Annotated in this window: 26 protein-coding genes; 11 read left to right on the top strand and 15 right to left on the bottom strand. The window is 69.4% G+C overall.

Annotated elements, in window-relative coordinates:
- Window positions 1-168 precede the first annotated feature (168 nt).
- Together QA861_RS20095 and QA861_RS20100 are read left to right on the top strand one after the other, a co-directional pair.
- Entirely contained in the window at window positions 169-618 is a 450-nt protein-coding gene (locus tag QA861_RS20095) for a hypothetical protein (RefSeq protein ID WP_334589714.1), read from the top strand.
- 162 nt (window positions 619-780) lie between these two features.
- The gene (locus QA861_RS20100) at window positions 781-1,512 is read left to right on the top strand and encodes a nucleotidyltransferase family protein (protein ID WP_334589715.1); all 732 of its coding nucleotides are present in this window, start codon (window positions 781-783) and stop codon (window positions 1,510-1,512) included.
- Between the two features lie 121 nt (window positions 1,513-1,633).
- Here the strand turns inward: QA861_RS20100 and QA861_RS20105 are convergent, their stop codons facing one another.
- From QA861_RS20105 to QA861_RS20130, 6 genes are all read right to left on the bottom strand, one after another.
- Window positions 1,634-3,361 carry a DoxX family membrane protein gene (locus QA861_RS20105; RefSeq protein WP_334589716.1) on the bottom strand — a complete coding sequence of 576 codons (1,728 nt, stop codon included), beginning with the start codon at window positions 3,359-3,361 and terminating at the stop codon, window positions 1,634-1,636.
- 117 nt (window positions 3,362-3,478) lie between these two features.
- Complete coding sequence (gene rlmB, locus QA861_RS20110; RefSeq protein ID WP_334589717.1) at window positions 3,479-4,423, bottom strand: 23S rRNA (guanosine(2251)-2'-O)-methyltransferase RlmB; 945 nt, start codon at window positions 4,421-4,423, stop codon at window positions 3,479-3,481.
- Between the two features lie 218 nt (window positions 4,424-4,641).
- Window positions 4,642-6,045 (bottom strand): cysteine--tRNA ligase, encoded by a 1,404-nt coding sequence (gene cysS / locus QA861_RS20115; RefSeq protein WP_334589718.1) that lies wholly within the window; start codon window positions 6,043-6,045, stop codon window positions 4,642-4,644.
- Between the two features lie 100 nt (window positions 6,046-6,145).
- Window positions 6,146-6,682 (bottom strand): 2-C-methyl-D-erythritol 2,4-cyclodiphosphate synthase, encoded by a 537-nt coding sequence (gene ispF, locus QA861_RS20120; RefSeq protein WP_334589719.1) that lies wholly within the window; start codon window positions 6,680-6,682, stop codon window positions 6,146-6,148.
- A complete protein-coding gene (gene ispD / locus QA861_RS20125) occupies window positions 6,672-7,424 on the bottom strand; it encodes a 2-C-methyl-D-erythritol 4-phosphate cytidylyltransferase (protein WP_334589720.1) in 753 nt (250 codons plus the stop codon). The genes ispF and ispD overlap by 11 nt, the downstream gene beginning before the upstream one ends.
- A 401-nt stretch (window positions 7,425-7,825) precedes the next feature.
- Complete coding sequence (locus QA861_RS20130) at window positions 7,826-8,308, bottom strand: CarD family transcriptional regulator (RefSeq protein ID WP_006380568.1); 483 nt, start codon at window positions 8,306-8,308, stop codon at window positions 7,826-7,828.
- A 661-nt stretch (window positions 8,309-8,969) separates the two neighbouring features.
- Between QA861_RS20130 and QA861_RS20135 the strand changes: the two genes are divergently transcribed.
- Window positions 8,970-9,638, top strand: a complete 669-nt coding sequence (locus tag QA861_RS20135; RefSeq protein ID WP_334589721.1) for a copper chaperone PCu(A)C domain-containing protein — start codon at window positions 8,970-8,972, stop codon at window positions 9,636-9,638.
- A 98-nt stretch (window positions 9,639-9,736) separates the two neighbouring features.
- Here QA861_RS20135 and phoP read toward each other — a convergent pair whose 3' ends face one another.
- Together phoP and phoR are read right to left on the bottom strand one after the other, a co-directional pair.
- Window positions 9,737-10,408 (bottom strand): two-component system response regulator PhoP, encoded by a 672-nt coding sequence (gene phoP / locus QA861_RS20140; protein ID WP_475976412.1) that lies wholly within the window; start codon window positions 10,406-10,408, stop codon window positions 9,737-9,739.
- A gap of 5 nt (window positions 10,409-10,413) precedes the next feature.
- On the bottom strand, window positions 10,414-11,739 hold the full coding sequence (phoR, locus tag QA861_RS20145) for a two-component system sensor histidine kinase PhoR (RefSeq protein ID WP_334589722.1): 1,326 nt from the start codon (window positions 11,737-11,739) through the stop codon (window positions 10,414-10,416).
- A 203-nt stretch (window positions 11,740-11,942) separates the two neighbouring features.
- Here phoR and phoU point away from each other — a divergent pair, with 203 nt between their 5' ends.
- From phoU to QA861_RS20165, 4 genes are all read left to right on the top strand, one after another.
- Entirely contained in the window at window positions 11,943-12,632 is a 690-nt protein-coding gene (phoU, locus tag QA861_RS20150) for a phosphate signaling complex protein PhoU (protein WP_334589723.1), read from the top strand.
- Between the two features lie 136 nt (window positions 12,633-12,768).
- Window positions 12,769-12,921 (top strand): hypothetical protein, encoded by a 153-nt coding sequence (locus QA861_RS20155; protein ID WP_319097165.1) that lies wholly within the window; start codon window positions 12,769-12,771, stop codon window positions 12,919-12,921.
- A 307-nt stretch (window positions 12,922-13,228) separates the two neighbouring features.
- Entirely contained in the window at window positions 13,229-14,365 is a 1,137-nt protein-coding gene (locus tag QA861_RS20160) for a sugar ABC transporter substrate-binding protein (protein WP_334589724.1), read from the top strand.
- Between the two features lie 99 nt (window positions 14,366-14,464).
- Window positions 14,465-14,713: an SCO4226 family nickel-binding protein gene (locus QA861_RS20165; protein WP_334589725.1), complete on the top strand. Its 249-nt coding sequence runs from the start codon at window positions 14,465-14,467 to the stop codon at window positions 14,711-14,713.
- Window positions 14,714-14,726: 13 nt separating this feature from the next.
- On the opposite strand, the gene QA861_RS20170 is transcribed toward QA861_RS20165, so the two are convergent.
- From QA861_RS20170 to QA861_RS20180, 3 genes are all read right to left on the bottom strand, one after another.
- Window positions 14,727-15,227 (bottom strand): hypothetical protein, encoded by a 501-nt coding sequence (locus QA861_RS20170; protein WP_334589726.1) that lies wholly within the window; start codon window positions 15,225-15,227, stop codon window positions 14,727-14,729.
- A gap of 168 nt (window positions 15,228-15,395) precedes the next feature.
- Window positions 15,396-16,199 carry a hypothetical protein gene (locus QA861_RS20175; RefSeq protein WP_334589727.1) on the bottom strand — a complete coding sequence of 268 codons (804 nt, stop codon included), beginning with the start codon at window positions 16,197-16,199 and terminating at the stop codon, window positions 15,396-15,398.
- A 128-nt stretch (window positions 16,200-16,327) separates the two neighbouring features.
- Window positions 16,328-16,735, bottom strand: a complete 408-nt coding sequence (locus tag QA861_RS20180) for an NUDIX hydrolase (RefSeq protein ID WP_334589728.1) — start codon at window positions 16,733-16,735, stop codon at window positions 16,328-16,330.
- A gap of 258 nt (window positions 16,736-16,993) precedes the next feature.
- Between QA861_RS20180 and QA861_RS20185 the strand changes: the two genes are divergently transcribed.
- Together QA861_RS20185 and QA861_RS20190 are read left to right on the top strand one after the other, a co-directional pair.
- Window positions 16,994-17,410 carry a RelB antitoxin-like protein gene (locus QA861_RS20185; protein ID WP_334589729.1) on the top strand — a complete coding sequence of 139 codons (417 nt, stop codon included), beginning with the start codon at window positions 16,994-16,996 and terminating at the stop codon, window positions 17,408-17,410.
- The gene (locus tag QA861_RS20190) at window positions 17,407-17,832 is read left to right on the top strand and encodes a cytotoxic translational repressor of toxin-antitoxin stability system (RefSeq protein ID WP_334589730.1); all 426 of its coding nucleotides are present in this window, start codon (window positions 17,407-17,409) and stop codon (window positions 17,830-17,832) included. Before QA861_RS20185 ends, QA861_RS20190 begins: the two co-directional genes overlap by 4 nt.
- 88 nt (window positions 17,833-17,920) lie before the next feature.
- On the opposite strand, the gene QA861_RS20195 is transcribed toward QA861_RS20190, so the two are convergent.
- On the bottom strand, window positions 17,921-18,679 hold the full coding sequence (locus QA861_RS20195; protein WP_334589732.1) for a phosphoglyceromutase: 759 nt from the start codon (window positions 18,677-18,679) through the stop codon (window positions 17,921-17,923).
- Between the two features lie 191 nt (window positions 18,680-18,870).
- The gene (locus tag QA861_RS20200; RefSeq protein ID WP_334589733.1) at window positions 18,871-19,323 is read right to left on the bottom strand and encodes a DUF2000 family protein; all 453 of its coding nucleotides are present in this window, start codon (window positions 19,321-19,323) and stop codon (window positions 18,871-18,873) included.
- 49 nt (window positions 19,324-19,372) lie between these two features.
- Between QA861_RS20200 and QA861_RS20205 the strand changes: the two genes are divergently transcribed.
- Complete coding sequence (locus tag QA861_RS20205; protein WP_334589734.1) at window positions 19,373-20,209, top strand: helix-turn-helix transcriptional regulator; 837 nt, start codon at window positions 19,373-19,375, stop codon at window positions 20,207-20,209.
- Here the strand turns inward: QA861_RS20205 and QA861_RS20210 are convergent.
- Window positions 20,196-20,690: a type III secretion system chaperone family protein gene (locus tag QA861_RS20210; RefSeq protein WP_334589735.1), complete on the bottom strand. Its 495-nt coding sequence runs from the start codon at window positions 20,688-20,690 to the stop codon at window positions 20,196-20,198. The two genes, QA861_RS20205 and QA861_RS20210, sit on opposite strands and share 14 nt — an antisense overlap.
- Window positions 20,683-21,987, bottom strand: coding sequence for a D-inositol-3-phosphate glycosyltransferase (gene mshA / locus QA861_RS20215; protein ID WP_443041514.1), 1,305 nt, complete (start codon window positions 21,985-21,987; stop codon window positions 20,683-20,685). Before mshA ends, QA861_RS20210 begins: the two co-directional genes overlap by 8 nt.
- Before the next feature lie 184 nt (window positions 21,988-22,171).
- On the opposite strand from mshA, the gene QA861_RS20220 reads away from it, so the two are divergent.
- Entirely contained in the window at window positions 22,172-22,990 is an 819-nt protein-coding gene (locus QA861_RS20220; RefSeq protein WP_334589736.1) for a class I SAM-dependent methyltransferase, read from the top strand.
- Window position 22,991 lies beyond the last annotated feature (1 nt).

The raw sequence follows: 22,991 nt of genomic DNA on the forward strand, positions 1-22,991 counted from the left end.
CGTCGCGTGCCCTCTTCGCGTGTTTGCCTGCCGGACGCCCGATACCCCGGCGGACTGGTCGTTTCGAATCGTGTGCGTCAACGCCCTACCCAGAAATCGGCACCAATCCATCCCCCGATCGGGTGACTGAATGTCGCCAATTCAGTACAGAGCGCTACCCTCACTCGCGTGAAGCACTCCACTAACCAACTGACGCGAAGTGGCCGTGGCCCCGCCCGCCGGATCGGCCGTAGCCTCGCCCTTGTCCTGCCCGTCGTCCTGGTGCTGTCCGGGACCCTCGCGGTCACCCGAGTCAACTGGTCGGGGAGCCCCTCGGACTCGGTGCTCACCGCCTCCTCCGAGGACCTGGCCGCCCGGGCCGCCGCTGCCCCGTCACCGCAGAACGTCCTGCGTGACCAGCTTCTCCTGGAGCTCCAGGAGAAGGACCCTGGCATCGCCCTCACCCACCTCCAGCAGGCGGTGAACGGCCGCCCGTCGCTGGCGAAGCACTGCACGTCGATCGCCCGCGCCCTGGGCCGCGCCGCGGTCCGCGCATACGGCCCGTCCCGCGCCCAGTCCTTCTCCCGCCCGGTCTGCGACACCTCCTTCGCGACAGGAGTGGCAGCGGCCCACAGCTAAGCACCAGACGCCCCTGTCAGGCGCCCCGTAGGGGCCGCCCTGACAGGGGCGCGGGGAACTGCGCGACCAGCCCCCACCGGGCTCGCAGACCCCCACTCACAGCCCCGCCCCCAACCCCAACCTCACCCCGCGAACCCGCGGAGCGCCCCGTACAGTTCGAATATGACCGATCCGAACGCCACGTCGCGCCCCACTCAGGCCGTGGTCCTCGCCGGCGGCCAGGGCTCCCGGCTTCGCCCGTACACCGATGACCGGCCCAAGCCGATGGTCGAGATCCCCGGCACGGGGACGCCGATCATCGGCCATCAGCTCGTCTGGCTCGCCGAGGAGGGCGTGACGGACGTGGTGGTCAGCTGTGGCCATCTCGCCGAGGTGCTGCAGAAGTGGCTGGAGACGGCCGATCTGCCGCTGAACGTCACGACGGTCGTCGAGACCGAGCCCCTGGGCCGTGGCGGTGGTCTCAAGTACGCCGCCGCGCACCTCCCGGCCCCTGACCAGCCCTGGTACGCGACCAACGGTGACATCTGGACCCGTTTCTCGCTGCGCGAGATGGCCGACTTCCACGCCGAGCGGGACGCCGTCGCGACCCTCGCTCTGGCCCGTCCGCGGCTGCCGTGGGGCGCGGTCCAGACGGACGGGTTCGGTCACATCACGGACTTCATAGAGTCCCCTCCGTCGACCTTCGAGATCAACGCGGGCGTGTACGTGTTCTCCCCCGAGTTCGCCGCCCTGCTCCCGGAACGCGGTGATCACGAACGTACGACGTTCCCGCATCTGGCCCGTGAACTCCGCCTGGCCGGTTTCCCGATCCCGCACGGCGCCTACTGGCGTGCCATCGACACCGCGAAGGACCTCACGGAGGCCGCGAAGGAGCTGGCGACGCTGGGCCGTTGAGCCCGGAGGTTCACCAAAGGCCGTTGTAGGTAGGGGATGTAGGTACGTGAGTGGGGTCCCGCGCTGTCACAGCGCGGGACCCCACTCACGTAACCGCCCTTACCGGGCAGGCGGGTTGTCGCTAGCCCAGGAGGCCGCCCACCAGGCCCGGCTGGCCCGTGGAGGAGCCGCCGGTGCTGCCGTCGCCGGTGCCTCCGGTGCTGCCGCCCGTGGAGCCGCCGTTGGTGCCGCCCGGGGTGCCCGTGCCGCCGCCCGACGAGGACGGTCCGGAGCTGGTGCTGGGCGCCTGCTGGGCCGGGGTGGTCTGCTGCGGCGGGGCCTGGCCGGCGCTGCCCTGGGTCTGACTGGGCCGGCTTCCGGTGACGCTGCCGCTCTCGCGGGCCTCGCCGGGGGTGGTCGCGGCGTCGCCGGTCGTGGGGCTGGCCGAAGTGGCTTTCTGCGTCGGGGACTTGGTGGCCGTCGAGGGGCTCTTCGAGGCGCGGTGTTCGCCGCCGGACTGCTCGGGGAGCGGGGAGCCGGGGAGTTGGTTGCGCGGCGCCTCGCCGGGGCCGGGGACGACCACGCGGTCGGAGTCGCGGACGGCGCCGCCGAGGAGTGAGCCGATGAGGAGCGTGAGTCCGATGACGACGGCCGTGACGAGGGCGCCGCGGCGCAGGACGTAGGCCCGCAGCTCCCAGATGTCCGTACGGGGGCCGAGTCGGCGCCAGGCGCTGCCGGCGAGGCGGCCGTCGATGGAGTAGACGGGGGCGCCGGCGATGATCAGCGGCGACCAGGCGGCCAGGTAGATGATGTCGGGGGCGTCGTAGACGGGGACGCTCTTCCAGCTGACGGTGAGGAGCAGTGCGGCGGAGAGCAGGGCGCCGCCGACCGCGGCGACCCGCTGCCACAGGCCCAGGACCGTGAGGACGCCCACGATGACCTGGAGGAAGGCGATGACGAGCCCGGAGCCGACGGGGTGCTGGAGGGCGAACTGCCTCAGGGGTTCGGCGACTTCCCAGGGGTGAAGGGTGTTGAGCCACTTCATCATGGAGCCGCGTTTGCCGCCGTCGAAGTAGACGGGGTCGCAGAGCTTGCCCATGCCGGCGTAGATGGAGATGAAGCCGAGGAAGATGCGGAGCGGGAGCAGGACGACGCCGAGGTTCATCCGGCGCCCGGGGTAATAGGCGTGCCGTACGGAGTCGTTGGAGTGGCGCCTGGCTCCGGTCCGGCGTCCGTCGGCGTCCCGCTCGTAGGCTTCGTCGCCGAACTCGTCGTCGACGTAGCCGGGTTGGCCGTATCCGGAGTCGCCGTACCTGGCTTCCTCGTATGCGCTGCCGGTGGTGCGCATGTTGGGGAGGAGGCGGCCGGTGTCGGGGTCGGAGCCGTGGGTGCGCTGGCTTCCGACGATGGGTGTCTCGACGGTCTGGTCGAGGGTGCTGCCGGCGTAGTCGAGTTCGTCGTCGATACGGGGGATGACCTGGGTCGCTCCGGCATCGGCGGCCGACGGCTGTTCGCCGTGGCGCACGCTGGAGCCCCGTACGGCCTGGAGCAGGCGGTGTGCGCCGGTGTCGTCGGGCGCCGACTTCCCGCTCCAGACGACGGGTGCCCGGCGTCGGACGGCCGTGGCGCCGCCGGCGCCTGCGACGGGGATGCGCGCCGTGTCCTCGGAGGCGCCGAGGTGCCGGGCGACGCGGGACGACGGTGCCGCCCGCCGCGTCGAGGCCCCCAACTGCACGCGGAAGCTCGCATGGTTGACGATGACCTGCGCCGGATCGCTCGGCACCTTCACCATGCTCAGCGCGGGAGCGTCGTCGTATCCCGACGAGCGGTCCCCCGTGGGTGTGCGGGGTGTTCTGGTGTCCACGCTCATCTAACCGAGTGACGTGAGGTTAGGACACTGCTTTGACTTGGCGGATGTGTCCGGGCCGCGTCAAGGTCACGTCACCCGCCCGGATTCCCCCGTACGGGTGACGCCATGCACGCGTGTTCAGGCGCGTCGGCGGGCCGCTTCGTAGAGCACGATCCCGGCCGCGACACCGGCGTTGAGGGACTCGGTGCCGCCGGGCATCGGGATCCGTACGAGGTGGTCGCAGGTCTCCCCGACCAGTCGGGAGAGCCCCTTGCCCTCGCTGCCGACGACGATGACGACGGGTCCGCCGAGGGCGGGCAGGTCGCCGAGTTCGGCGCCCCCGTCGGCGGCGAGACCGACGACGACGATGCCGGCCTTCTGGTACGCCTCCAGGGTGCGCGTCAGATTGGTGGCCCGGGCGACGGGTGTACGGGCGGCGGCGCCGGCGGAGGTCTTCCAGGCGCCCGCGGTCATGCCGGCGGCGCGCCGCTCGGGCACGACGACGCCGTGGCCGCCGAAGGCGGAGACGGAGCGGACGACGGCGCCGAGGTTGCGCGGGTCGGTGACACCGTCGAGGACGACGATGAGGGGGTCCACGCCGTTGTCGTAGGCGGCGTTGGCGAGGTCCTCGGGGTGCGCGTACACGTACGGCGGGACCTGGAGCACGAGGCCCTGGTGGTTGAGGCCGTTGGTCATGCGGTCGAGCTCGGGGCGGGGGGCTTCCATCAGGTGGATGCCGCCGCGGTCGGCGGCCAGCTGGAGCGCTTCGCGCACGCGTTCGTCGTTGTCGATGAACTGCTGGACGTAGAGCATGGTGGCCGGGACGCCTTCGCGGAGCGCCTCGACGACCGAGTTGCGCCCGACGACGAGTTCGGAGGACGCCTTCCCGCCGCGTCCCTTGGGTGCGGGTCGCCGCTGGATCTGCTTGGCCTTGGCACCGGCAATACGGTTCTTCTTGTGTCCCTTGCGCACCTCGGCGGGCGGCGTCGGGCCCTTGCCCTCGAGCCCCCGGCGCCGCTGGCCGCCACTGCCGACCTGCGCGCCCTTCTTGCCGGACATGCGACGGTTGTTTGAGGCGGCCATGACCTACCTGTCTGTTTGAATCCTCCCTCTCACGGGTGAGAGGGATTCCTGGCTCACGCTGCTCGTTCGCTCGGCAAGCGATCGAGTCTGACGCGATCGGCACCAGCCGGGTTGAAACCAGCCCGGGTGCGACTACAAGCTGTGCGACTTCCTGCGCGTGCTTGGTTCTCGCTACGCGCCCCTCGACTTTACCACCGGCCCCGCGACCGCTGTCTGGCCTAGCGGGGGCCGAGGGTCCAGCGGGGTCCCTGCGGACCGTCCTCGATGACGAGGCCGGACTGGTTGAGCTGATCGCGGATGGCGTCCGCGGTGCCCCAGTCCTTGCGCCCGCGGGCGGCCTCGCGCTGGTCGAGGACGAGTCGCACGAGGCTGTCGACGACGCCGTGCAGATCTTCGCCGCGGTCACCGACGTCGCCGGCCCAGTGCGGGTCGAGCGGGTCGAGTCCGAGGACGCCGAGCATGGCGCGCACCTCGGCGAGGCGGGCCACGGCGGCTTCCTTGTCGTCGGCGGCGAGGGCGGAGTTGCCCTGCCTGACGGTGGTGTGGACGATGGCGAGGGCCTGCGGCACGCCCAGGTCGTCGTCCATGGCCTCGGCGAAGGCGGGCGGCACCTCGGCGGACGGCTCGACGACTCCGCCGGCCTTCTCGACGACTCGCTGTACGAAGCCCTCGATCCGGGCGAACGCCGACTCGGCCTCGCGCAGGGCGTCCTCGCTGTACTCGATCATCGAGCGGTAGTGCGGGGTGCCGAGGTAGTAGCGCAGGACGATGGGCCGCCAGGTCTTGACCATCTCGCTGACGAGGACGGAGTTGCCGAGGGATTTCGACATCTTCTCGCCGCTCATGGTGACCCAGGCGTTGTGCAGCCAGTACGTGGCGAAGTCGTCGCCGAAGGCCTTGGCCTGGGCGATCTCGTTCTCGTGGTGCGGGAAGATCAGGTCGAGTCCGCCGCCGTGGATGTCGAAGGCGGACCCCAGGTACTTGTGCGCCATGGCCGAGCACTCCAGGTGCCAGCCGGGCCGACCCCGGCCCCAGGGCGTCTCCCAGGTCGGCTCGCCGGGCTTGGCGGACTTCCACATGGCGAAGTCACGGGGGTCTCGCTTGCCGGTCTCGCCGTCCCCGGAGGGCTGGAGCAGGTTGTCGAGTTCCTGGTTGGACAGCTCCAGGTAGCCGGGGAAGGAGCGCACGTCGAAGTAGACGTTCCCGTCGGCCTCGTACGCGTGTCCGCGCTCGATGAGCCCGCGCATCATCTCGACCATCTCGGTCACGTGCCCGGTGGCACGCGGCTCGTAGGTCGGGGGCAGGCAGCCGAGCGCGCTGTAGCCGTCGTTGAAGGCCCGCTCGTTCTCGAAGCCGATGGACCACCAGGGGCGGCCCTGTTCGGCGGCCTTCCTGATGATCTTGTCGTCGATGTCGGTGACGTTGCGGACGAAGGTGACGTCGTACCCGCGGTAGGTGAACCAGCGGCGCAGGATGTCGAAGTTGAGCCCCGACCGGATGTGCCCGATGTGGGGAGCGGCCTGCACGGTGGCGCCACAGAGGTAGATCGAGACACAACCCGGTGTGAGCGGGGCGAAGTCACGGATCTGCCGGGCGTTGGTGTCGTACAGGCGAATGGTCACGGGTCCAGGGTAGTGGCCCCACACCAGTGCCCCGCGACCCTTGTGCACAAAAATCCGACCCCTACGGCGTTCCCTGGAGCCTGGGGCGAATTCCGCGAGTTCAGCCCGTACGGACCACCAGTGCCGTGGCCACCGCCATCAGGCCCTCTTCGCGTCCCGGGAAGCCGAGGCCGTCCGTCGTCGCGCCGGAGACGGAGACCGGTGCGCCGACCGCCTCCGACAGCACCTTCTGTGCTTCGTCGCGCCGCTTCCCGATCTTCGGACGGGGCCCGATGACCTGCACGGCCACGTTGCCGATGGTGAACCCCGCCGTCCGTACGATCCGGGCGGCCTCCGTCAGCAGTGCCACCCCGGACGCGCCGGACCACTCGGGGCGGCCGGTGCCGAAGTGCTGTCCCAGGTCGCCGAGTCCGGCCGCCGAGAACAGGGCGTTGCACGCCGCGTGGGCGACGACGTCGGCGTCGGAGTGGCCCGCGAGTCCCGTCCCCTCGCCCTCCCACCTCAGGCCGGCGCACCACAGTTCCCGGCCCTCCTCGAAGGCGTGGATGTCGGTACCGATGCCCACCTGTGGCAGCACCGGCCCCGCCGCGAAGGGTGCGGAGGGTGCGGAAGGTCCTGACGTCTGGTCAGAAGCCATCGTTGAGCCTCCTGCGGGCCAGTACCGCTTCCGCGAGCACGAGATCCAGCGGCCTGGTCACCTTGAACGCCTCCTCGTGGCCGGGCACGACCACGACCCGCAGGCCCAACTGTTCGACCATGCTCGCGTCGTCGGTGACGTTCTCGGTCACCGTCTCGTGGGCCCGTACGAGTGTGTCGATCGCGAAGCCCTGCGGGGTCTGGACCGCTCGCAGTCGCGCCCGTTCCGGCGTGGCGAGCACCGGTTCCGGTTCGCCGGGTGTCGTGGCCGGTTCGACCTCTTTGACGGTGTCCGCGAGCGGCAGGGCGGGAACCACGGCCTGCGCGCCGTCCCGTACCGCCTCGATGACCGCGTCGACGGTGTCCACCGGTACCAGTGGGCGGGCGGCGTCGTGCACGAGGACGATGTCGATGCCGGGCGGCAGGGCGTCCAGGCCGAGTCTCACCGAATCCTGTCTGGACTCGCCTCCGGGTACGACCAGGAAATCGGTGCGTTCGGGCAGCGCGTGGGTGTCGAGGAGGGTCTTCACCTCGGCGGCGCCGTCCGGCGGGGCCACGACGACGACCAGGGAGACCGCCCGGGACGCGGCCATCGCGCGCACCGCGTGGATGAGCATGGGCGTGCCGTTCAGCGCGCGAAGCGCTTTGGGTGCTCCCGGGCCGAGGCGTACGCCCCGGCCGGCGGCCGGAATCACGGCGGCCGTACGTGCCCCGGGCGGTGTGGGGCGCGATTCGTCAGACATCGGTTCCTGTCAGGTTTGTGTGCCGAGCCCTCGTGGGTATGGCCTGGAGGAGTGCCGGGCGCGAGCCTCGGTCGGACCCTTCCGTGACTTCCGGTCGAGTCTGCTCCGGGCCCGGCACAGCAGGTATCAGTACTCAAGTATCGGTACTTCAGTGCTACTGGCAGACCGCGGGGATCCGTGACCGCGGAGAATCCACTGCCCGTAGGAAATCCGCTGACGGCGCCTGTTCCCGGCGTCCGTGGTGTCTCGGATACGTGGCTCGGACAGATGGCACGGATTCCGGGCACGAACATGCCGCAGCGCCCGGCGACATTGGATACGTCATCGGGCACCGCGGCATTTCAGTGTGCTGCTTGAGCTGAGTGAGCGGGCTTTTCAGGGCCTGCGCGTTCAGGTCAGAGTCAGGACGCGAGCACCTCGTCGAGCAGTGCCTCGGCCTTGTCCTCGTTCGTGTTCTCCGCGAGCGCGAGCTCGCTCACCAGGATCTGGCGAGCCTTGGCGAGCATGCGCTTCTCACCGGCGGACAGTCCGCGCTCACGCTCACGACGCCACAGGTCACGTACGACTTCCGCGACCTTGATGACATCACCGGAGGCGAGCTTCTCCAGATTTGCCTTGTAACGACGCGACCAGTTCGTGGGCTCCTCGGCATACGGAGCGCGCAGGACCTCGAAGACCCGGTCCAGCCCTTCCTGACCAACCACATCACGTACGCCGACGAACTCCGCATTGTCCGCTGGCACACGTACAGTGAGGTCACCCTGGGCGACCTTCAGCACCAAGTAGGTCTTGTCCACGCCTTTGATCTGGCGAGTTTCGATGGCCTCGATCAGCGCGGCCCCGTGATGGGGATAGACCACGGTGTCGCCAACCTTGAACGTCATGTGACAGGTACCCCTTCCGTGGCTATCCAGGGTAACACGGAAACGGCAGCTTCTGAATGGCGTTTTCGCAGGTCAGAGCATATCTCGGGGCTTGACAAGTGCAACAGGAACGTGCTTCGGAAGGGCCGCCGGAGTGAGCGCGGCAGGGGTATTCGCAGGTCGGAGCGGCTCTCCGAACGAAGCGAAACCCGGCCGTCACACTCACCCGGAGGCCCCGACAGGCGACCAAACATCCGGTTATGTCCGCTTCCATGTGTGCGACTTCCGCTACTCCGTTCGGTGAGCGGAGTCGGGTGCGGGGCGAATCCGGAATTGATCACGCCAGTTGATGTCCCGCCGGATGATCAAGCGGTTGACCCCAGCAGATGATCTACGGGTGATCAATTTTCGGGTGCCGTTCATTCCTTCACCGGAAATCCGCGAGCCGGTAACTCTGTTTGCCGGCGGCAGTTATGTGAATGCGGGACTGTCGTGCCCCGGGAGAGGGTCAAAAGTGGCTCCCGGGGCAGCCGCGCTCTCCCGAGACGGCGTCCCCGGTGACAGCTAGAGGCGGGTCGGGTGCGGTGGCACGGGAACGGCTCGGTAACCTAAGGCCGCTGACAGTCACTTAGGGCGGCTTTATAAGGAGCTGCCCGTGCGTTCCCAAGGAGTTGCCGCCGCCGTGAGCAGCAGCCTTCGACGCGGCGCCCTCGCCGCATCCGCCCTCGCGTTCTCGGTCGCCACGCTCGCCGGGTGCGCAGCCGGAAACAACGCCCAGACGCTGGAGGTCAAGCCGGACAACGCGGCCATGACCGTCGGCACCATCAAGCTGCAGAACGTCGTCGTCATCACCCCGTCGGAGCTGACGTCGACCGGGCCGGCCGCCGTCTCCGCGACGGTGTTCAACACCGGCAAGACCGCCCAGACGCTGGAGTCGATCACCGTCCCCGGAACGGGCAAGACCGCCGAGCTGACGCCCGCCAAGGGCGGCAGCCTGAGCATCCCGGCGTACAGCTCGCTCGTCATCGGCGGCGAGAACAACGCCTCCGCGGTGCTGCCGAACAGCCGTGAGGCGGTCCAGGACGGCAACGCGCAGAAGGTCACCTTCACGTTCAGCAAGACCGGTGACGTGAGCCTGCGCGCGTTCGTCGTCCCGGCGGCGGGCTACTACTCGTCGTGGGGCCCGACCGCGGCCCCGGCGACACCGGCCGACACCGCCTCGCCGTCCGCCTCCGCCTCCGCGTCCGCCTCCGGCGAGCCGGCCGCGTCCGGTTCCCCGAGCCCGTCCGGCGAGTCCGGGTCGCCTGCCGCCGGGGCTTCCCCGAGCACCTCGGAGTCGGCCGCCCAGTAAGGCCTTCGGCCACGCGCGTGTACGGCGAAGGGCGGGACCTCCGGGTAGAGGTCCCGCCCTTCGCCGTACACGCTTGCCGTCCGGGTGTGCGGGCCGGTTTACGGCTCGAACTTGTATCCGAGACCGCGGACCGTGACCAGGTATCTGGGGGCGCCCGGGTCCGGCTCGATCTTGGCGCGCAGGCGCTTGACGTGGACGTCGAGGGTCTTGGTGTCGCCCACGTAGTCGGCGCCCCAGACCCGGTCGATGAGCTGCATACGGGTCAGCACGCGGCCGGCGTTGCGCAGCAGCATCTCCAGCAGGTCGAACTCCTTGAGCGGGAGGTCGACCTTGCCGCCGGAGACCGTGACCACGTGGCGGTCGACGTCCATGCGGACCGGGCCCGCCTCCAGGGCGGCCGGGGTGACCTCCTCGGGCTCGCCCCGGCGGCGCAGGACGGCGCGGATACGGGCGACCAGTTCGCGGGAGGAGAAGGGCTTGGTGACGTAGTCGTCGGCCCCTATCTCCAGGCCGACGACCTTGTCGATCTCGCTGTCCTTGGCGGTGACCATGATCACCGGGACGTTGGACTTGACGCGCAGCTGGCGGCAGACCTCCGTGCCGGGCAGGCCGGGCAGCATCAGGTCGAGCAGGACGAGGTCGGCTCCGTTGCGCTCGAACTCGTCGAGGCCGTCGGGCCCGGTGGCCGCGATGGCGACCTCGAAACCCTCCTTGCGGAGCATGTAGGAAAGGGCGTCGGAGAAGGATTCCTCATCCTCGACGACGAGCACTCGGGTCACGGATGGACCTCCGGGGCGTGAAGCGGATCGTAAGGGGATGTACCGGTGGTCCGGTCGGCCTCTTCGCCGGGGTCGGACGGTCCGTCCCCGGTGTCGGGGTCGGAGTCTGGGAGTGACTCGGGGTGGGAGTCATGGTCGTACAGGTGCGGCCGGTTCGCACGGGCTCGGCGGCCACTGACCGCCTCCGGCAGGCGCAGGGTGAACGTGGAGCCCTGACCCTCGGAGCTCCACACCGTGACCTCTCCGCCGTGCGAGGCGGCCACGTGCTTGACGATCGCCAGGCCGAGCCCCGTACCGCCGGTGGCGCGGGAGCGGGCGGGGTCGACGCGGTAGAAGCGCTCGAAGATGCGCTCCTTGTCCTTGTCGGAGATGCCTATGCCCTGGTCGGTGACGGCGACCTCGATCAGGTCGCCGCCCGGCGCGTTCACCCGGCGGGCCGCTATGCCGACGCGGGTGGCGGCGGGCGAGTAGTTCACGGCGTTCTCGACGAGGTTGCCGAGGGCGGCGGCGAGCTGGCCGCGGTTGCCCCAGACGCGCAGGTCTGCGGTGCCTCCGGCGGCCATGGTGATGTGCTTGGTGCCGGCCTGGTGGCGGCACCGGTCGACGGCCTCGGCGACGAGTTCGTCGACGCGGACGGGCTCGGCGTCCTCCAGCGGGTCGTCGTTCTGCACCCGGGAGAGGTCGATGAGTTCCTGGACGAGGCTGGTGAGGCGGGTCGCCTCGATCTGCATCCGGCCGGCGAAACGCTCGACGGCCTCCGGGTCGTCCGAGGCGCCCATGACGGCCTCGGAGAGAAGGGAGAGGGCGCCGGTGGGGGTCTTGAGCTCATGGCTGACGTTGGCGACGAAGTCGCGCCGTACGGCCTCGATGCGGCGGGCCTCGGTGAGGTCCTCGACGAGGAGGAGGACCAGGCGCGAGCCGAGGGGGGCGACGCGGGCGGAGACCGCGAGGGCTTCGCCGCGTCCGGTGCCGCGTCTGGGGAGGTCCAGCTCGACCTGGCGTATCTCGCCGTCGCGCCGGGTGTCCCGGGCCATCTGGAGCATCGGCTCCACCGAAAGCTTTCCGCCACGGACCAGACCGAGGGCGTACGCCGCCGAGCTGGCCTTCACGACGCCGTCCGCCTCGTCCAGTACGACGGCCGAGGACCGCAGTACGGACAGCACCGTGTCGACGCCGGGCGGTAGCACCGGGTCGGTGTGCAGGGAGGTCCGGGTGGGGCGTTTCTGGTCGCGCTCGCTCCAGCGGAACGCCAGCACGGCGATGACACCGGTGAGTACCCCGGCGATCGCTGCCGCTGCGGCGACCGCCGCGTTCACGTCCATGCATCCAGGTTAGGCATGGGATACGACCTGGCCACAGCCAAGAGAGTGCGACCTCGAACACTCGTCGCCCAGAGTTCACCTTGGAGCCAGTATTGGTTCATTTGTCGGGGCGGAAAACGTCGCGTGCAGGACCGAACGTGGGAGCGTGGGGGTCACGGGGTCCGCTGTTCGCCCCCGAACGGACGTCAAGAGAGGGACACCTGATGCGTGACGCGTACCACGAGGAACTTGACTCGATCGGCGAAGGTCTGGTCGAGATGGCCCGGCTCGTCGGGTCGGCGATCGGGCGTGCCACGACGGCGATACTGGACGCCGACCTGAAGCTGGCCGAAAGTGTCATCGAGGCCGACGCCAAGGTCGACGAGCTCCAGCACGACCTGGAGGCCCGCGCGATAGCTCTGCTGGCCCGCCAGCAGCCGGTGGCGACGGATCTGCGGATCGTCGTCACCTCGCTGCGGATGAGCGCCGACCTGGAGCGCTCGGGCGACCTCGCCCAGCATGTCGCCAAGCTGGCGCGGCTGCGTTTCCCGGATCGTGCGGTCCCGCGCGACCTGCACGCCACGATCCTGGAGATGGGCCAGCTCGCGCAGCGTCTGATGGCGAAGGCGGCCGAGGTCATCATCACCAAGGACGTCGATCTGGCGATGCAGCTGGAGACGGACGACGACGAGATGGACCTGCTGCACCGCACGCTCTTCCGGCACCTGATCGACGAGCGCTGGAAGCACGGCATCGAGACCGCGGTCGACGTGACGCTGCTGGGCCGCTACTACGAGCGGTTCGCGGACCACGCGGTGTCGGTCGCCAAGCGGGTGGTGTTCCTGGTGACGGGTGAGCACGCGGACGAGCTGCAGCAGGACGTGCAGCCGCCCACGGGGGCCGAGGGGGCGTAAGCCCGCGGGCCGCCGCCGGTGGCCGCACGCCCTTGGGCACGGCCGAGCCTCTGTGCGCCGTTGATGCGCCCGGCGCGGCGGGCATGCAATGGGGAGAAGGCACCAGTCTCCAGGACCAGCTCTCCAGGAGGGCCCGATGGCCGAGACCCCCAGCACGCCCGACCCGACGCAGGAACGCGAGACGCAGCATCCCGCCGACATCAAGAACCTGCCCCTGTTCGGCGCCTGCGGTTGCGGCTCCGGCTGCGGGTGCGGGTGCCAGTCGGGCAACCCCTGTCAGTGCGGCTGACGGCGCGCACGTAGAACGGCGGCTTCACAGGGACCCTGTCTTCCGTTGGGGAGATGGGGTCCTTTTGTGTGAGGTTTGTGTGCGGAGGGGGCGTCCACCCCTGTTCAGAGAGGCGGCAGCCGACCTCGATCATCTGTGAACGGGCATACACTTCACACCAGTTGACGCTCAGGCACTGTCCATGCACAACAGGCACCCTGTTGCCATCTCGTTAACCGGTACTTCTTGACGTCACGTGCCGCCGCCGCGTTGGCTTCCGTATCTGTATCTGGGTTCGTCATGCTGTTCCCCCTGGAAGGCACCTGCCGTGAACGCTCGTACCCCCCGTCGGACCGCCGTGCGCCGTACCGCCATCGCGGTGACGGCCGCCGCCTCGGCCTTCTCGCTCGCCGCGTGCGGTGTCATCGACGGCGCAGGCGGCAGCAGCGGCTCCGCGGCGCCCAAGAAGGGTGACGACATCACGGTGGGTCTCCTGCTGCCCGACAAGAAGACGAAGCGGTTCGAGAAGTTCGACTACCCGCTCTTCAAGAAGCAGGTCAGCACCCTCACCAGCGGCAAGGGCAAGGTCCTCTACGCCAACGCCGAGGCGAACGAGAGCAAGCAGAGCAGGCAGCTCGAGGAGATGATCGCCGAGAAGGTGGACGTCCTCGTGGTGGATGCGATCGACGCCAAGGCCATCGCGCCGGCCATCCAGAAGGCGCACGACGCGAACATACCGGTCATCGCGTACGACCGGCTCGCCGAAGGCCCGATCGACGCGTACGTCTCCCACGACAACGAGCTGGTCGGCGAGGTGCAGGGCCGTTCGATCGTCGAGGCCCTCGGTACCAAGGCCGCGGCCAGCAAGATCGTCATGATCAACGGCTCGCTCACGGACCCGAACACGGGGCGGTTCAAGACCGGCGCGATGAACGAACTGCAGGGCAAGGTCCAGATCGCGGCGTCGTACAACACCAAGGACTGGCTGCCCGAGGTGGCCAAGGCCAACATGGAGACGGCGATCAGGACGGTCGGGCTGAACAACATCGCCGCCGTCTACTCGGCGAACGACGGTATGGCCGGCGCGGTCATCGACGCGCTGAAGGAGGCGGGCGCCTCGAAGATCCCGCCGGTGACCGGGCAGGACGCGGACCTCGCGGCGGTGCAGCGGATCGTCACGGGTGAGCAGTACATGAGCGTCTACAAGTCGTTCATCCTGGAGGCCAACAACGCCGCGTCGATGGCGGTCGCCAAGGTCCAGGGCCGCTCGATCGAGTTCGACGCGCTGACCCGCGACAGCGTCGACAGCCCGACGGAGAAGAAGATCCCGTCGATGCTGGTGCCGGTGGTGGCTCTCACGCAGGAGAACATCAAGGACACCGTGATCCAGGACGGCGTCTACACCGTGCAGGACATCTGCACCCCGGAGTACGCGGCGGCCTGCAAAGAGATCGGGCTCGAGTAGGCAGCGCTCGCCGGGGCGGCCGTACGGGCTGAAGATGGAGAGCAGGCAGGCCGTACGAAGCAGGAGTGCGACCGGATCAGGGATAGGAGGTGTGACGTCATGCCCCAGTTCATGGACGTCCACCACGGCATGGAAGGCATCACCGCCGACCAGCTGACCCAGGCCCACCAGGCCGACCTGGACATCGAGAAGGACGAGGGAGTCCACTTCGAGAAGGCCTGGGCGGACCCCGAGTCCGGCACGGTCTACTGCCTCTCGGAGGCTCCCTCGGCGGAGGCGGTCCAGCGCGTGCACGAGCGCGCGGGCCACAAGGCCGACGAGGTCCATCCGGTTCCACTGGCGGTGTAGGGGCCACCCGGGCTCACATCAGTTTGTGCCCCCGGGTCAGCCTGGACGCGGTGCCGTCCTCGGTGAGGCGGCGGAGTTTGTCCACGCCGTCGTACTTGCGGCTCATGATGAGCGCCGCCAGCCCTGTGACGGCGAGGACCAGGCCGCCGAAGAAGGCCGACATCGCCCAGGGCGCGGTCGTGTTGTCCTCCTGGGGGTTGCCCGAGGTGATGCCGACGCTGAAGGTGAGCCAGATCAGGAACACGCCGAGAGGGACGCCCAGGAGGCCGAGGACCAGGGAGCGGACGCGCTTGCCTCTGGTGACGGCGACGCTGTGCAGGATTAACTGGAACCGCGAGTGGCAGGCCTCGCAGGTGATCCTCTCGGTGCGGCTGCCCCGCTCGGGCCGCTGAGGCAGTCGCTGGACGCGGTTGGTGGTGGTCACCACCGCGACGCCCTTCACGCCGAGCACGTGCGCGAACATCGTTGTGGGCTGGTCGCTGATGCCGTAGAGCGACATCCCCGCGTACGCCATCTCGCTTGCCTCTCCACGGAGTTGCCCACGCGCAGGCGTGGGTTCAGGCATCGGTTATGCCCAGGAGAGGGACCCCCGAAGCGGGTCTCGACGAGCAGGAAGCGGAGGGGCGCAGGTCCCCTGCCCGTCGGGGTGGCGGGCAGGGACGGTCACTTCAGTGGGCCGGACTCACTTCACGTCGACGAAGTCGGCCGCGCCGGACCGGGCCTGGGTGAGGGAAGTGCCCGCGAAGTCGTAGCGGTACTGGCCGTCCACCGTGGCCTTCACGGTGCCCTTGGCCCAGCCGTTCCGGTCGGTCTTGACCTTCTGCACCGTCTTGAAGGCGCCGGTCGTGCCCGTGCGGAACTGGAGCAGCACCTGATGCCCGACGAGGGGCACGTCCTTGTGCTGCTCCCAGCTGGCGACAAGCATCCGGGCCTTGACCGTGACGGCGTTGCCCTTCTTCACCGGCTCCGGGGTGGCGTCGGCCTGGGACAGTTGGGTCTGGCGCTTGATGCGTGCCAGCGGAAGGTAGTTTTCGCGGGTGACATCGCCCTGGCCGTCGACGGCCACGACATTGATGCCCCAGGCACCGGCGACGGCGTTGGTGTAGAGGTTCGTGTTCGGGTCGGCGATCATGACGGACTCGCACTTGGACGTGGTCGCGTCGACCTTTACGCAGTGGCTGGGCCCGATCTGCGCGATACGCCCGTCGACTTCCCCCGCGTTCGTCTGATGCTCCAACTCGAACGACACGCTCCGGATGCCCGACGGGTCGTAGGCCGTCGCGGAGATCAGGAACCTGGTTTTCAGGGCGGCCCCGACGACAACGGTGGAGTCACGGCTGTGGTTGACATCGATGTTCGTGATCTTTGTGGGCGTTTCGTCCTGCCCATCCGCGACCGCCGGGGCGGCGAGAGCGGTGACGGCCAGAGCGGCGCTCAGGGCAGTGGCGGTGACGGTGACGGCTGCGACTTTGGCGCGTATGCGCATGGTGTGGTTTCCCCCACGATTGACGAGTGAAGTGGTGGCTTCACTCGCGTCAGACTGATGGGACGGGTGGGAGGTTGTACGCCATTGCCGATCAGCGAGAGCAGAGGCGAGGGAGCGGCCGGACGGGGTCAGGAAAGCCGCCCGGTCTCGTGCAGCGCGTCGAAGACCATCGCGTCGACGGCCGAGACCCGGTTTCGGTCGGCGTAGCGGAACCACGCCTTCTCGGCGATCTCCCGCGCCGGGATCAGCTCGCCCTGGTGAGCGGCGGTGTAACAGATCATCCGGAAGGGCCCGTGCTCCGGATGGCCCGCGCCGATCTCGAACGTGCCGACGTGCACCATGGACCCGGGGTCGATCGCCGCCCGCAGTTCCTCGTCGATCTCCCGCACCAGCGTCTCGCTGTCGGACTCGCCCGGTTCACGATGCCCGCCGGGGAAGTAGAAGCGATCCCTGCCATGACTGCGCGTCACCAACACCCGGCCGCCCCGGACATGAACCCACGCGACCTTCTCGGGCACACCGTCGTCATTCGCCATGGTCCGGGACGGTATCGGAGGGCACCGAAAAACCCCCGCCCCCGCGTAGGAATCGCGGGGGCGGGGGCAGCTCACAGTTGCAGGCTTACTTCTTCTTGCCCTGGGTCTTGGGTGCGTCGCCCGACCACGCCCGCCTATGCCTTGCCGCCACCCCCCGTCGGCCTCAACCATCACAGAGGGCAACTAAGTACTTCACGTACTTGACGTACTTAGCTGCTCGGGGCACTCTGGTTCCACAAGGCCCTACGGGAGGTCGCCATGTCCGCAGTACATTTCGAGAACTACACCGAAGCGCGTACACACCTCAAGGAGCTTCTCGACGCCGCAGACGAAGGGCGGGTCGCGACCGTGCGTCGGTCCAGTGGGTGCGCTGCGGTTGTGGATGTTGAGCGGCTGCGCCACTACCTGTCTTCGGTGTGTTCGTCCAAGGCCGAGGTCGTCGCGGAGGCAGGGGGATGGTCGATCTTCATTCCCGGGCTTCCTGTCGCGGCCGATGGATCAACCTTTGACGATGCCCTGAGTGAGATGGTCGACGCCCTGCGGGAGTATGCGGACGACTGGCAGGAAAGGCTGCGACTGGCACCCAATCATCAGGACAATTGGGGGTTGGTGCAGCTGATTGCCCTAAGTGACGACCGTCAGCTTGTGGACTGGCTGGTGGGAGTGCAGCGGTGAGTCGACCTCAACCGGATCGTGAGCATCACGATCGGTTCTGTGTCGTCGAGGAGTGGGAGCGAGTCCGGGACGCTCGCGGGCGTACCGGTACGCACCACGTCACCTACGAGTTGGCGTTGCATGACGGGCGCATCCTGCGGACCCGCATTTCGCATCCTGTCGATCGCACTGCCTACGGCGCCGCATTGTGGAGCCACATTCTTCGCGACCAGTTGGCCGTCACCGAAAGCGAGTTCTGGGACTGCGTGGTCGATGGGAAACTCCCTGACCGGGGAGCCCCATCCACACCCAAGGAGTCGCTGCCGGCCGATCTGGTCTATCTGTTGATCCACCGTGTCGGCCTCTCGGAGGAGACCGTGTCCGAACTGACCAAGGAGGCCGCGGTAGCCCGCCTGCAACGCCACTGGACGGATGGGGTGTAACGCTCCCACACAGCTCGCCAAGCCACAGGACAGCATCAAGCCCCCTACCGGCGGATTTTCCGCTGGTAGGGGGCTTGATGGCGTCCCGTTACTTCTTGCCCTGGTTCTTGACCGCCTCGATCGCCGCCGCGGCCGCGTCCGGGTCGAGGTAGGTGCCGCCCGGGGTCAGCGGCTTGAAGTCGGCGTCCAGTTCGTAGGCGAGGGGGATGCCCGTCGGGATGTTCAGGCCGGAGATCGCCTCGTCGGAGATGCCGTCCAGGTGCTTGACCAGGCCGCGGAGGCTGTTGCCGTGGGCCGCGACCAGGACCGTACGGCCGGTCAGGAGGTCGGGGACGATGCCGTCGTACCAGTACGGGAGCATGCGGTCGACGACGTCCTTCAGGCACTCCGTGCGGGGGCGCAGCTCCGGGGGGATCGTCGCGTAGCGGGGGTCGTCCGACTGGGAGAACTCCGTGCCGTCCTCAAGGGGCGGGGGCGGGGTGTCGTAGGAGCGGCGCCAGAGCATGAACTGCTCCTCGCCGAACTCGGCGAGCGTCTGGGCCTTGTCCTTGCCCTGGAGGGCGCCGTAGTGGCGCTCGTTCAGGCGCCAGCTGCGGTGGACGGGGATCCAGTGGCGGTCCGCGGACTCCAGCGCGAGCTGGGCCGTGCGGATCGCGCGCCGCTGGAGGGAGGTGTGGAGCACGTCGGGGAGCAGGCCGGCGTCCTTGAGCAGCTCACCGCCACGGACCGCCTCCTTCTCGCCCTTGTCGGTGAGGTTGACGTCCACCCAGCCGGTGAACAGGTTCTTCGCGTTCCATTCGCTCTCGCCGTGGCGGAGGAGGATCAGCTTGTACGGTGCGTCGGCCATGCCCTGAGCGTAATAGAACGCTCTGATCCCCTGCTCGGCCGCCCGACCACCGGACGGTGGGGGCCCGCTCGTAAGTTGTCATCAAGAGACAGCGGAGGAGACGGCGGAAGGGACGGCGGCGGAATCCGCCGAGGAGTCCCCCCTCGCCGATGAGCCCTCGCCCGTCGACGCGGCCCCCGTCGCCGGAGCCGTCACGGGTGCATCCGCGAACCCTTGATCACCTTGTCCACCGGGTTCTTCGGCCCGTACACCGCCACCCCCACCACATCCAGCTCCGCCGCCCCCACGGCCCGTACCGCCGCCCGGTTGTCCCGGTCGTTGCCGGTGGTGAACAGGTCGGAGGTGAAGACCGCGCACGGCAGGGACCGGGACACCGCCCGGCCGTGCGCCGCCTTCAGGGTCTCCTTCGTGGCCTCGAAGACGAGGACCGGCTGACGCAACATCGGGAGGTACGGGGTGCCGTCCGCGTCCTCGTACGGCTCGCCGATCACCTCGGGGACCGTCGTCCCGAGGCCGCTGACCAGGAACGCCGTCACGTTCAGTCGCTGCCAGGGTTCCAGGTCCTCGCGCAGGACCACGGCGATCTTGGTGTCGAAGCGGATGGGCTCGGGGGTGGGGGTGATGGTTGTGTGCGGTGCGTTCATGGTCTGAGACTGCCGACCGGTGCTCCCCGGCGTCTTGTACGTTCTTTGCGTGCCCGCCGTGCCCGCCGTGTCCGCCGTACCCCCGCAGCGCACCGTCTCCGCCTGGCGCCCTCGTGTGCCGGGTGTCCTTGAGGTGTTCCACGCCCACTTCGTCGAGTACGCCTACCCGATGCACGTACACGACTCCTGGACGCTGCTCATCGTCGACGACGGCGCCGTACGGTACGACCTCGACCGGCACGAGCGGGGCACCCCGCACGACACCGTGACCCTGTTGCCGCCGCATGTGCCGCACAACGGGTCGCCCGCGACTCCGGGCGGGTTCCGCAAGCGGGTGCTGTATCTCGACTCCACCCATCTCGGCGACGAGTTCATCGGGGCCGCCGTCGACCGGCCCGATCTGCGGGATCCCCTGTTGCGGCTGCGCGTGGGGCAGTTGCACGGTGCGCTCGCGCGGTCCGGCGAGGAGTTCGAGGCCGCCGGCCGGCTGGCGCTCGTCGCCGAGCGGCTGCGTACGCGGTTGCGGGCCGGCGGCGTACCGCGTCCGCCGCGTGTTGATCCGCCGCTCGCCCGGCGGTTGCGGGAGTTGCTCGACGAGCGGCTCGTCGACGGGATCACGCTCGACGAGGCCGCGCGGCTCGTGCACGCCCATCCCGCGCATCTCGTACGGGCGTTCAGCGCGGCTTTCGGGATGCCGCCGCACCGGTATCTGACGGCCCGACGCGTCGAGCTCGCCCGGCGGTTGCTCCTCGACGGGCAGTCTCCGGGGGTGGTCGCCACCGCCACCGGGTTCTACGACCAGGCCCATCTCACGCGCCACTTCAGGAAGTTGGTGGGCGTGCCGCCCGGGCGGTACCGGATCGGCTCGGACGTCAGTCGGCCGTAGGGCGCTGGGTGAGGTGGGCGAACGCGTCCAGGTTGCGGGTCGACTCGCCCCGGGACACCCGCCAGGCGTACTCCTTGCGGATCGCCGACGCGAAACCCAGCTCCAGAAGGGTGTTGAAGCTGCCGTCGGCCGCCTCCAGGACCGAGCCGAGGAGACGGTCGATCTCGTCCGGAGTGATCGCGGACAGCGGAAGCTTGGACGTCACATAGACGTCGCCGAGGCGGTCGACCGCGTAACTCACGCCGTACAGCTTGAGGTTGCGTTCCAGGAGCCAGCGGTGGACGCCTGCCTCGTTCTCGTCGGGGTGGCGGATCACGAACGCGTTCAGGGAGAGGGAGTGCTTGCCGACGAGGAGTGAGACCGTCGTCGAGAGTTTGCGGGTGCCGGGGAGTTTCACCACGTAGTTGCCGGGGTTCGGGCTCTCCCAGTCCAGGTCGGCCTCGGTGAGGACCTGCTCGATGATCGACGCCGAATCAGCCATGCAGCGAGCGTACGCGACGCCTGTGGGCCTGCATCGCGGCCGTGTAGACGTCCCCGGTGGCGGCGGCCGAGGCGTCCCAGCCGAAGCGCTGGGCGTGCTGGGCCGCCGCTTCGCCCATACGGGCGGTCAGGGTCTCGTTGTCGGCGAAATCGCGCAGCACGCGCGCGTAGGCGGCCGGATCGTGGCCCTGTACGAGGAATCCCGTACGCCCTTCCGCGACCGCCACCGGGAGGCCGCCCACCGCCGCCGCCAGCACCGGCGTGCCCGCCGCCTGGGCCTCGATGGCGACCAGGCCGAACGATTCGCTGTACGACGGCATGACGAGGACGGAGGCCGCCCGGAACCAGTCGGCGAGCTGTTCCTGGCCGACCGGCGGGCGGAACCGTACGACGTCCGCGATACCCAGACGGGCGGCGAGCTTCTGCAGGCCCTCCGGTTTGGCCAGGCCGCTGCCGCTGGGGCCGCCGACTATCGGCACGACGATGTTGGCGCGCAGCTCGGGGCGCTCGTCCAGGAGGACGGCGACCGCGCGGAGCAGCACGTCGGGGGCCTTCAGGGGCTGGATGCGGCCCGCGAAGAGGGGGATCAGGGCGTCCTGCGGGAGGCCGAGACGGGCGCGGGCGGCGGCGCGGCCGTCGGCCGGGGAGAAGCGGTCGAGGTTGACGCCCGGGTGGACGACGGCGACCTTGCCGGGGTCGGCGTCGTAGTGGCGTACGAGTTCGTCGGCCTCTTCGGCGGTGTTGGCGATGAGGCGGTCGGCGGCGGCCACGACCTGCATCTCGCCGATCACGCGGGCGGCGGGTTCGGGGTTGTCGCCCGCGGCCAGGGAGGCGTTCTTGACCTTGGCCATGGTGTGCATGGCGTGCACCAGGGGAGCGCCCCAGCGCTCGGCGGCGAGCCAGCCGACGTGGCCGGAGAGCCAGTAGTGCGAGTGCACGAGGTCGTAGTGGCCGGGGCGGTGGCCGGCCCAGGCCTGCATGACGCCGTGCGTGAAGGCGCACAGCTGGGCGGGGAGGTCCTCCTTGGGGAGGCCTTCGTAGGGGCCCGCGTCGACGTGTCGCACGAGGACGCCCGGGGCCAGCTCGACGGTCGGGGGAAGGGCGGCCGTGGTGGCCCGGGTGAAGATCTCGACCTCGATGTTGATCGCGGCGAGGCGCTGCGCGAGCTCGACGATGTAGACGTTCATGCCGCCCGCGTCGCCCGTGCCGGGCTGGTGGAGCGGGGAGGTGTGCACGGAGAGCATGGCCACCCGGCGGGGCCTGCGGCGGCGTCCCAGTCGGCCGATGTACTGGCTCACGTGGCGTTCCTCCTTCTCGGCCCGACTCATCCCGCTCCGCTGCCGCTCTTCGCACAGCTCCGAAGGTTCAACACCAGGGGGAAGCGACCCATTTCCCCTTTGCGTAATCATTACCGTTTCCCGCTCAACCGTTCGAAAGTGTGCGCCCCTTACTCCGCTTACGCCGCCCTTTACCCTCGTACACATGGCTCCCCGTACATCGGCCCTCCCCCGCGTCGTGGGCACGGTGACGCGCGGGACGACCAATCCCAACCGGCTGCGCCGTATGGACCGCTGGATCGCGGCCACACACGGCGCGGCCCTGCGCCGCACCCCCTCCCCCGTCGCGGTCGACCTCGGGTACGGCGCCGCGCCCTGGACGGCCGTGGAGCTGCTCGCACGGCTGCGTACCGTGGCCCCACGCGCGCGCGTGGTGGGCGTCGAGATCGAACCGGCCCGGGTCGCGGCGGCGAAACCGTACGAGCGCGAGGGGCTCGCCTTCCGGCACGGCGGCTTCGAGATCCCGGTGCCGGAGCGGCCGGCGCTCATCCGCGCGGCGAACGTGCTGCGGCAGTACGAGGAGGCCGAGGTCGCCGCGGTCTGGGCGCGGCTCTGCGCCCGGCTCGCCCCGGCCACGGAGATCCCGGGCGGCGGGCTGCTCGTCGAGGGCACGTGTGACGAGATCGGGCGCCGGCACGTCTGGGTCGCGCTCGGGCCCGAGGGTCCGCGCACGGTCACCTTCGCGACCCGGCTCGGCTCCCTGGACCGCCCCTCCGACCTCGCCGAGCGCCTCCCGAAGGCCCTCATCCACCGGAACGTCCCCGGCGAACCTGTGCACGCGTTCCTGCGCGACTTCGACCGCGCCTGGGCGGCCGCGGCGCCCTACGCGTCGTACGGGGCCCGCCAGCGCTGGATCCGGGCGGTACGGGACCTCACGGCGGACTGGCCGGTGACCGACGGTCCGGTGCGGTGGCGGCAGGGTGAAGTGACCGTGGCGTGGGGCGCGTTGGCGCCTCGGAGCTGAA

The sequence above is a fragment of the Streptomyces sp. B21-083 genome (assembly GCF_036898825.1).
Taxonomy (GTDB): Bacteria; Actinomycetota; Actinomycetes; order Streptomycetales; family Streptomycetaceae; genus Streptomyces.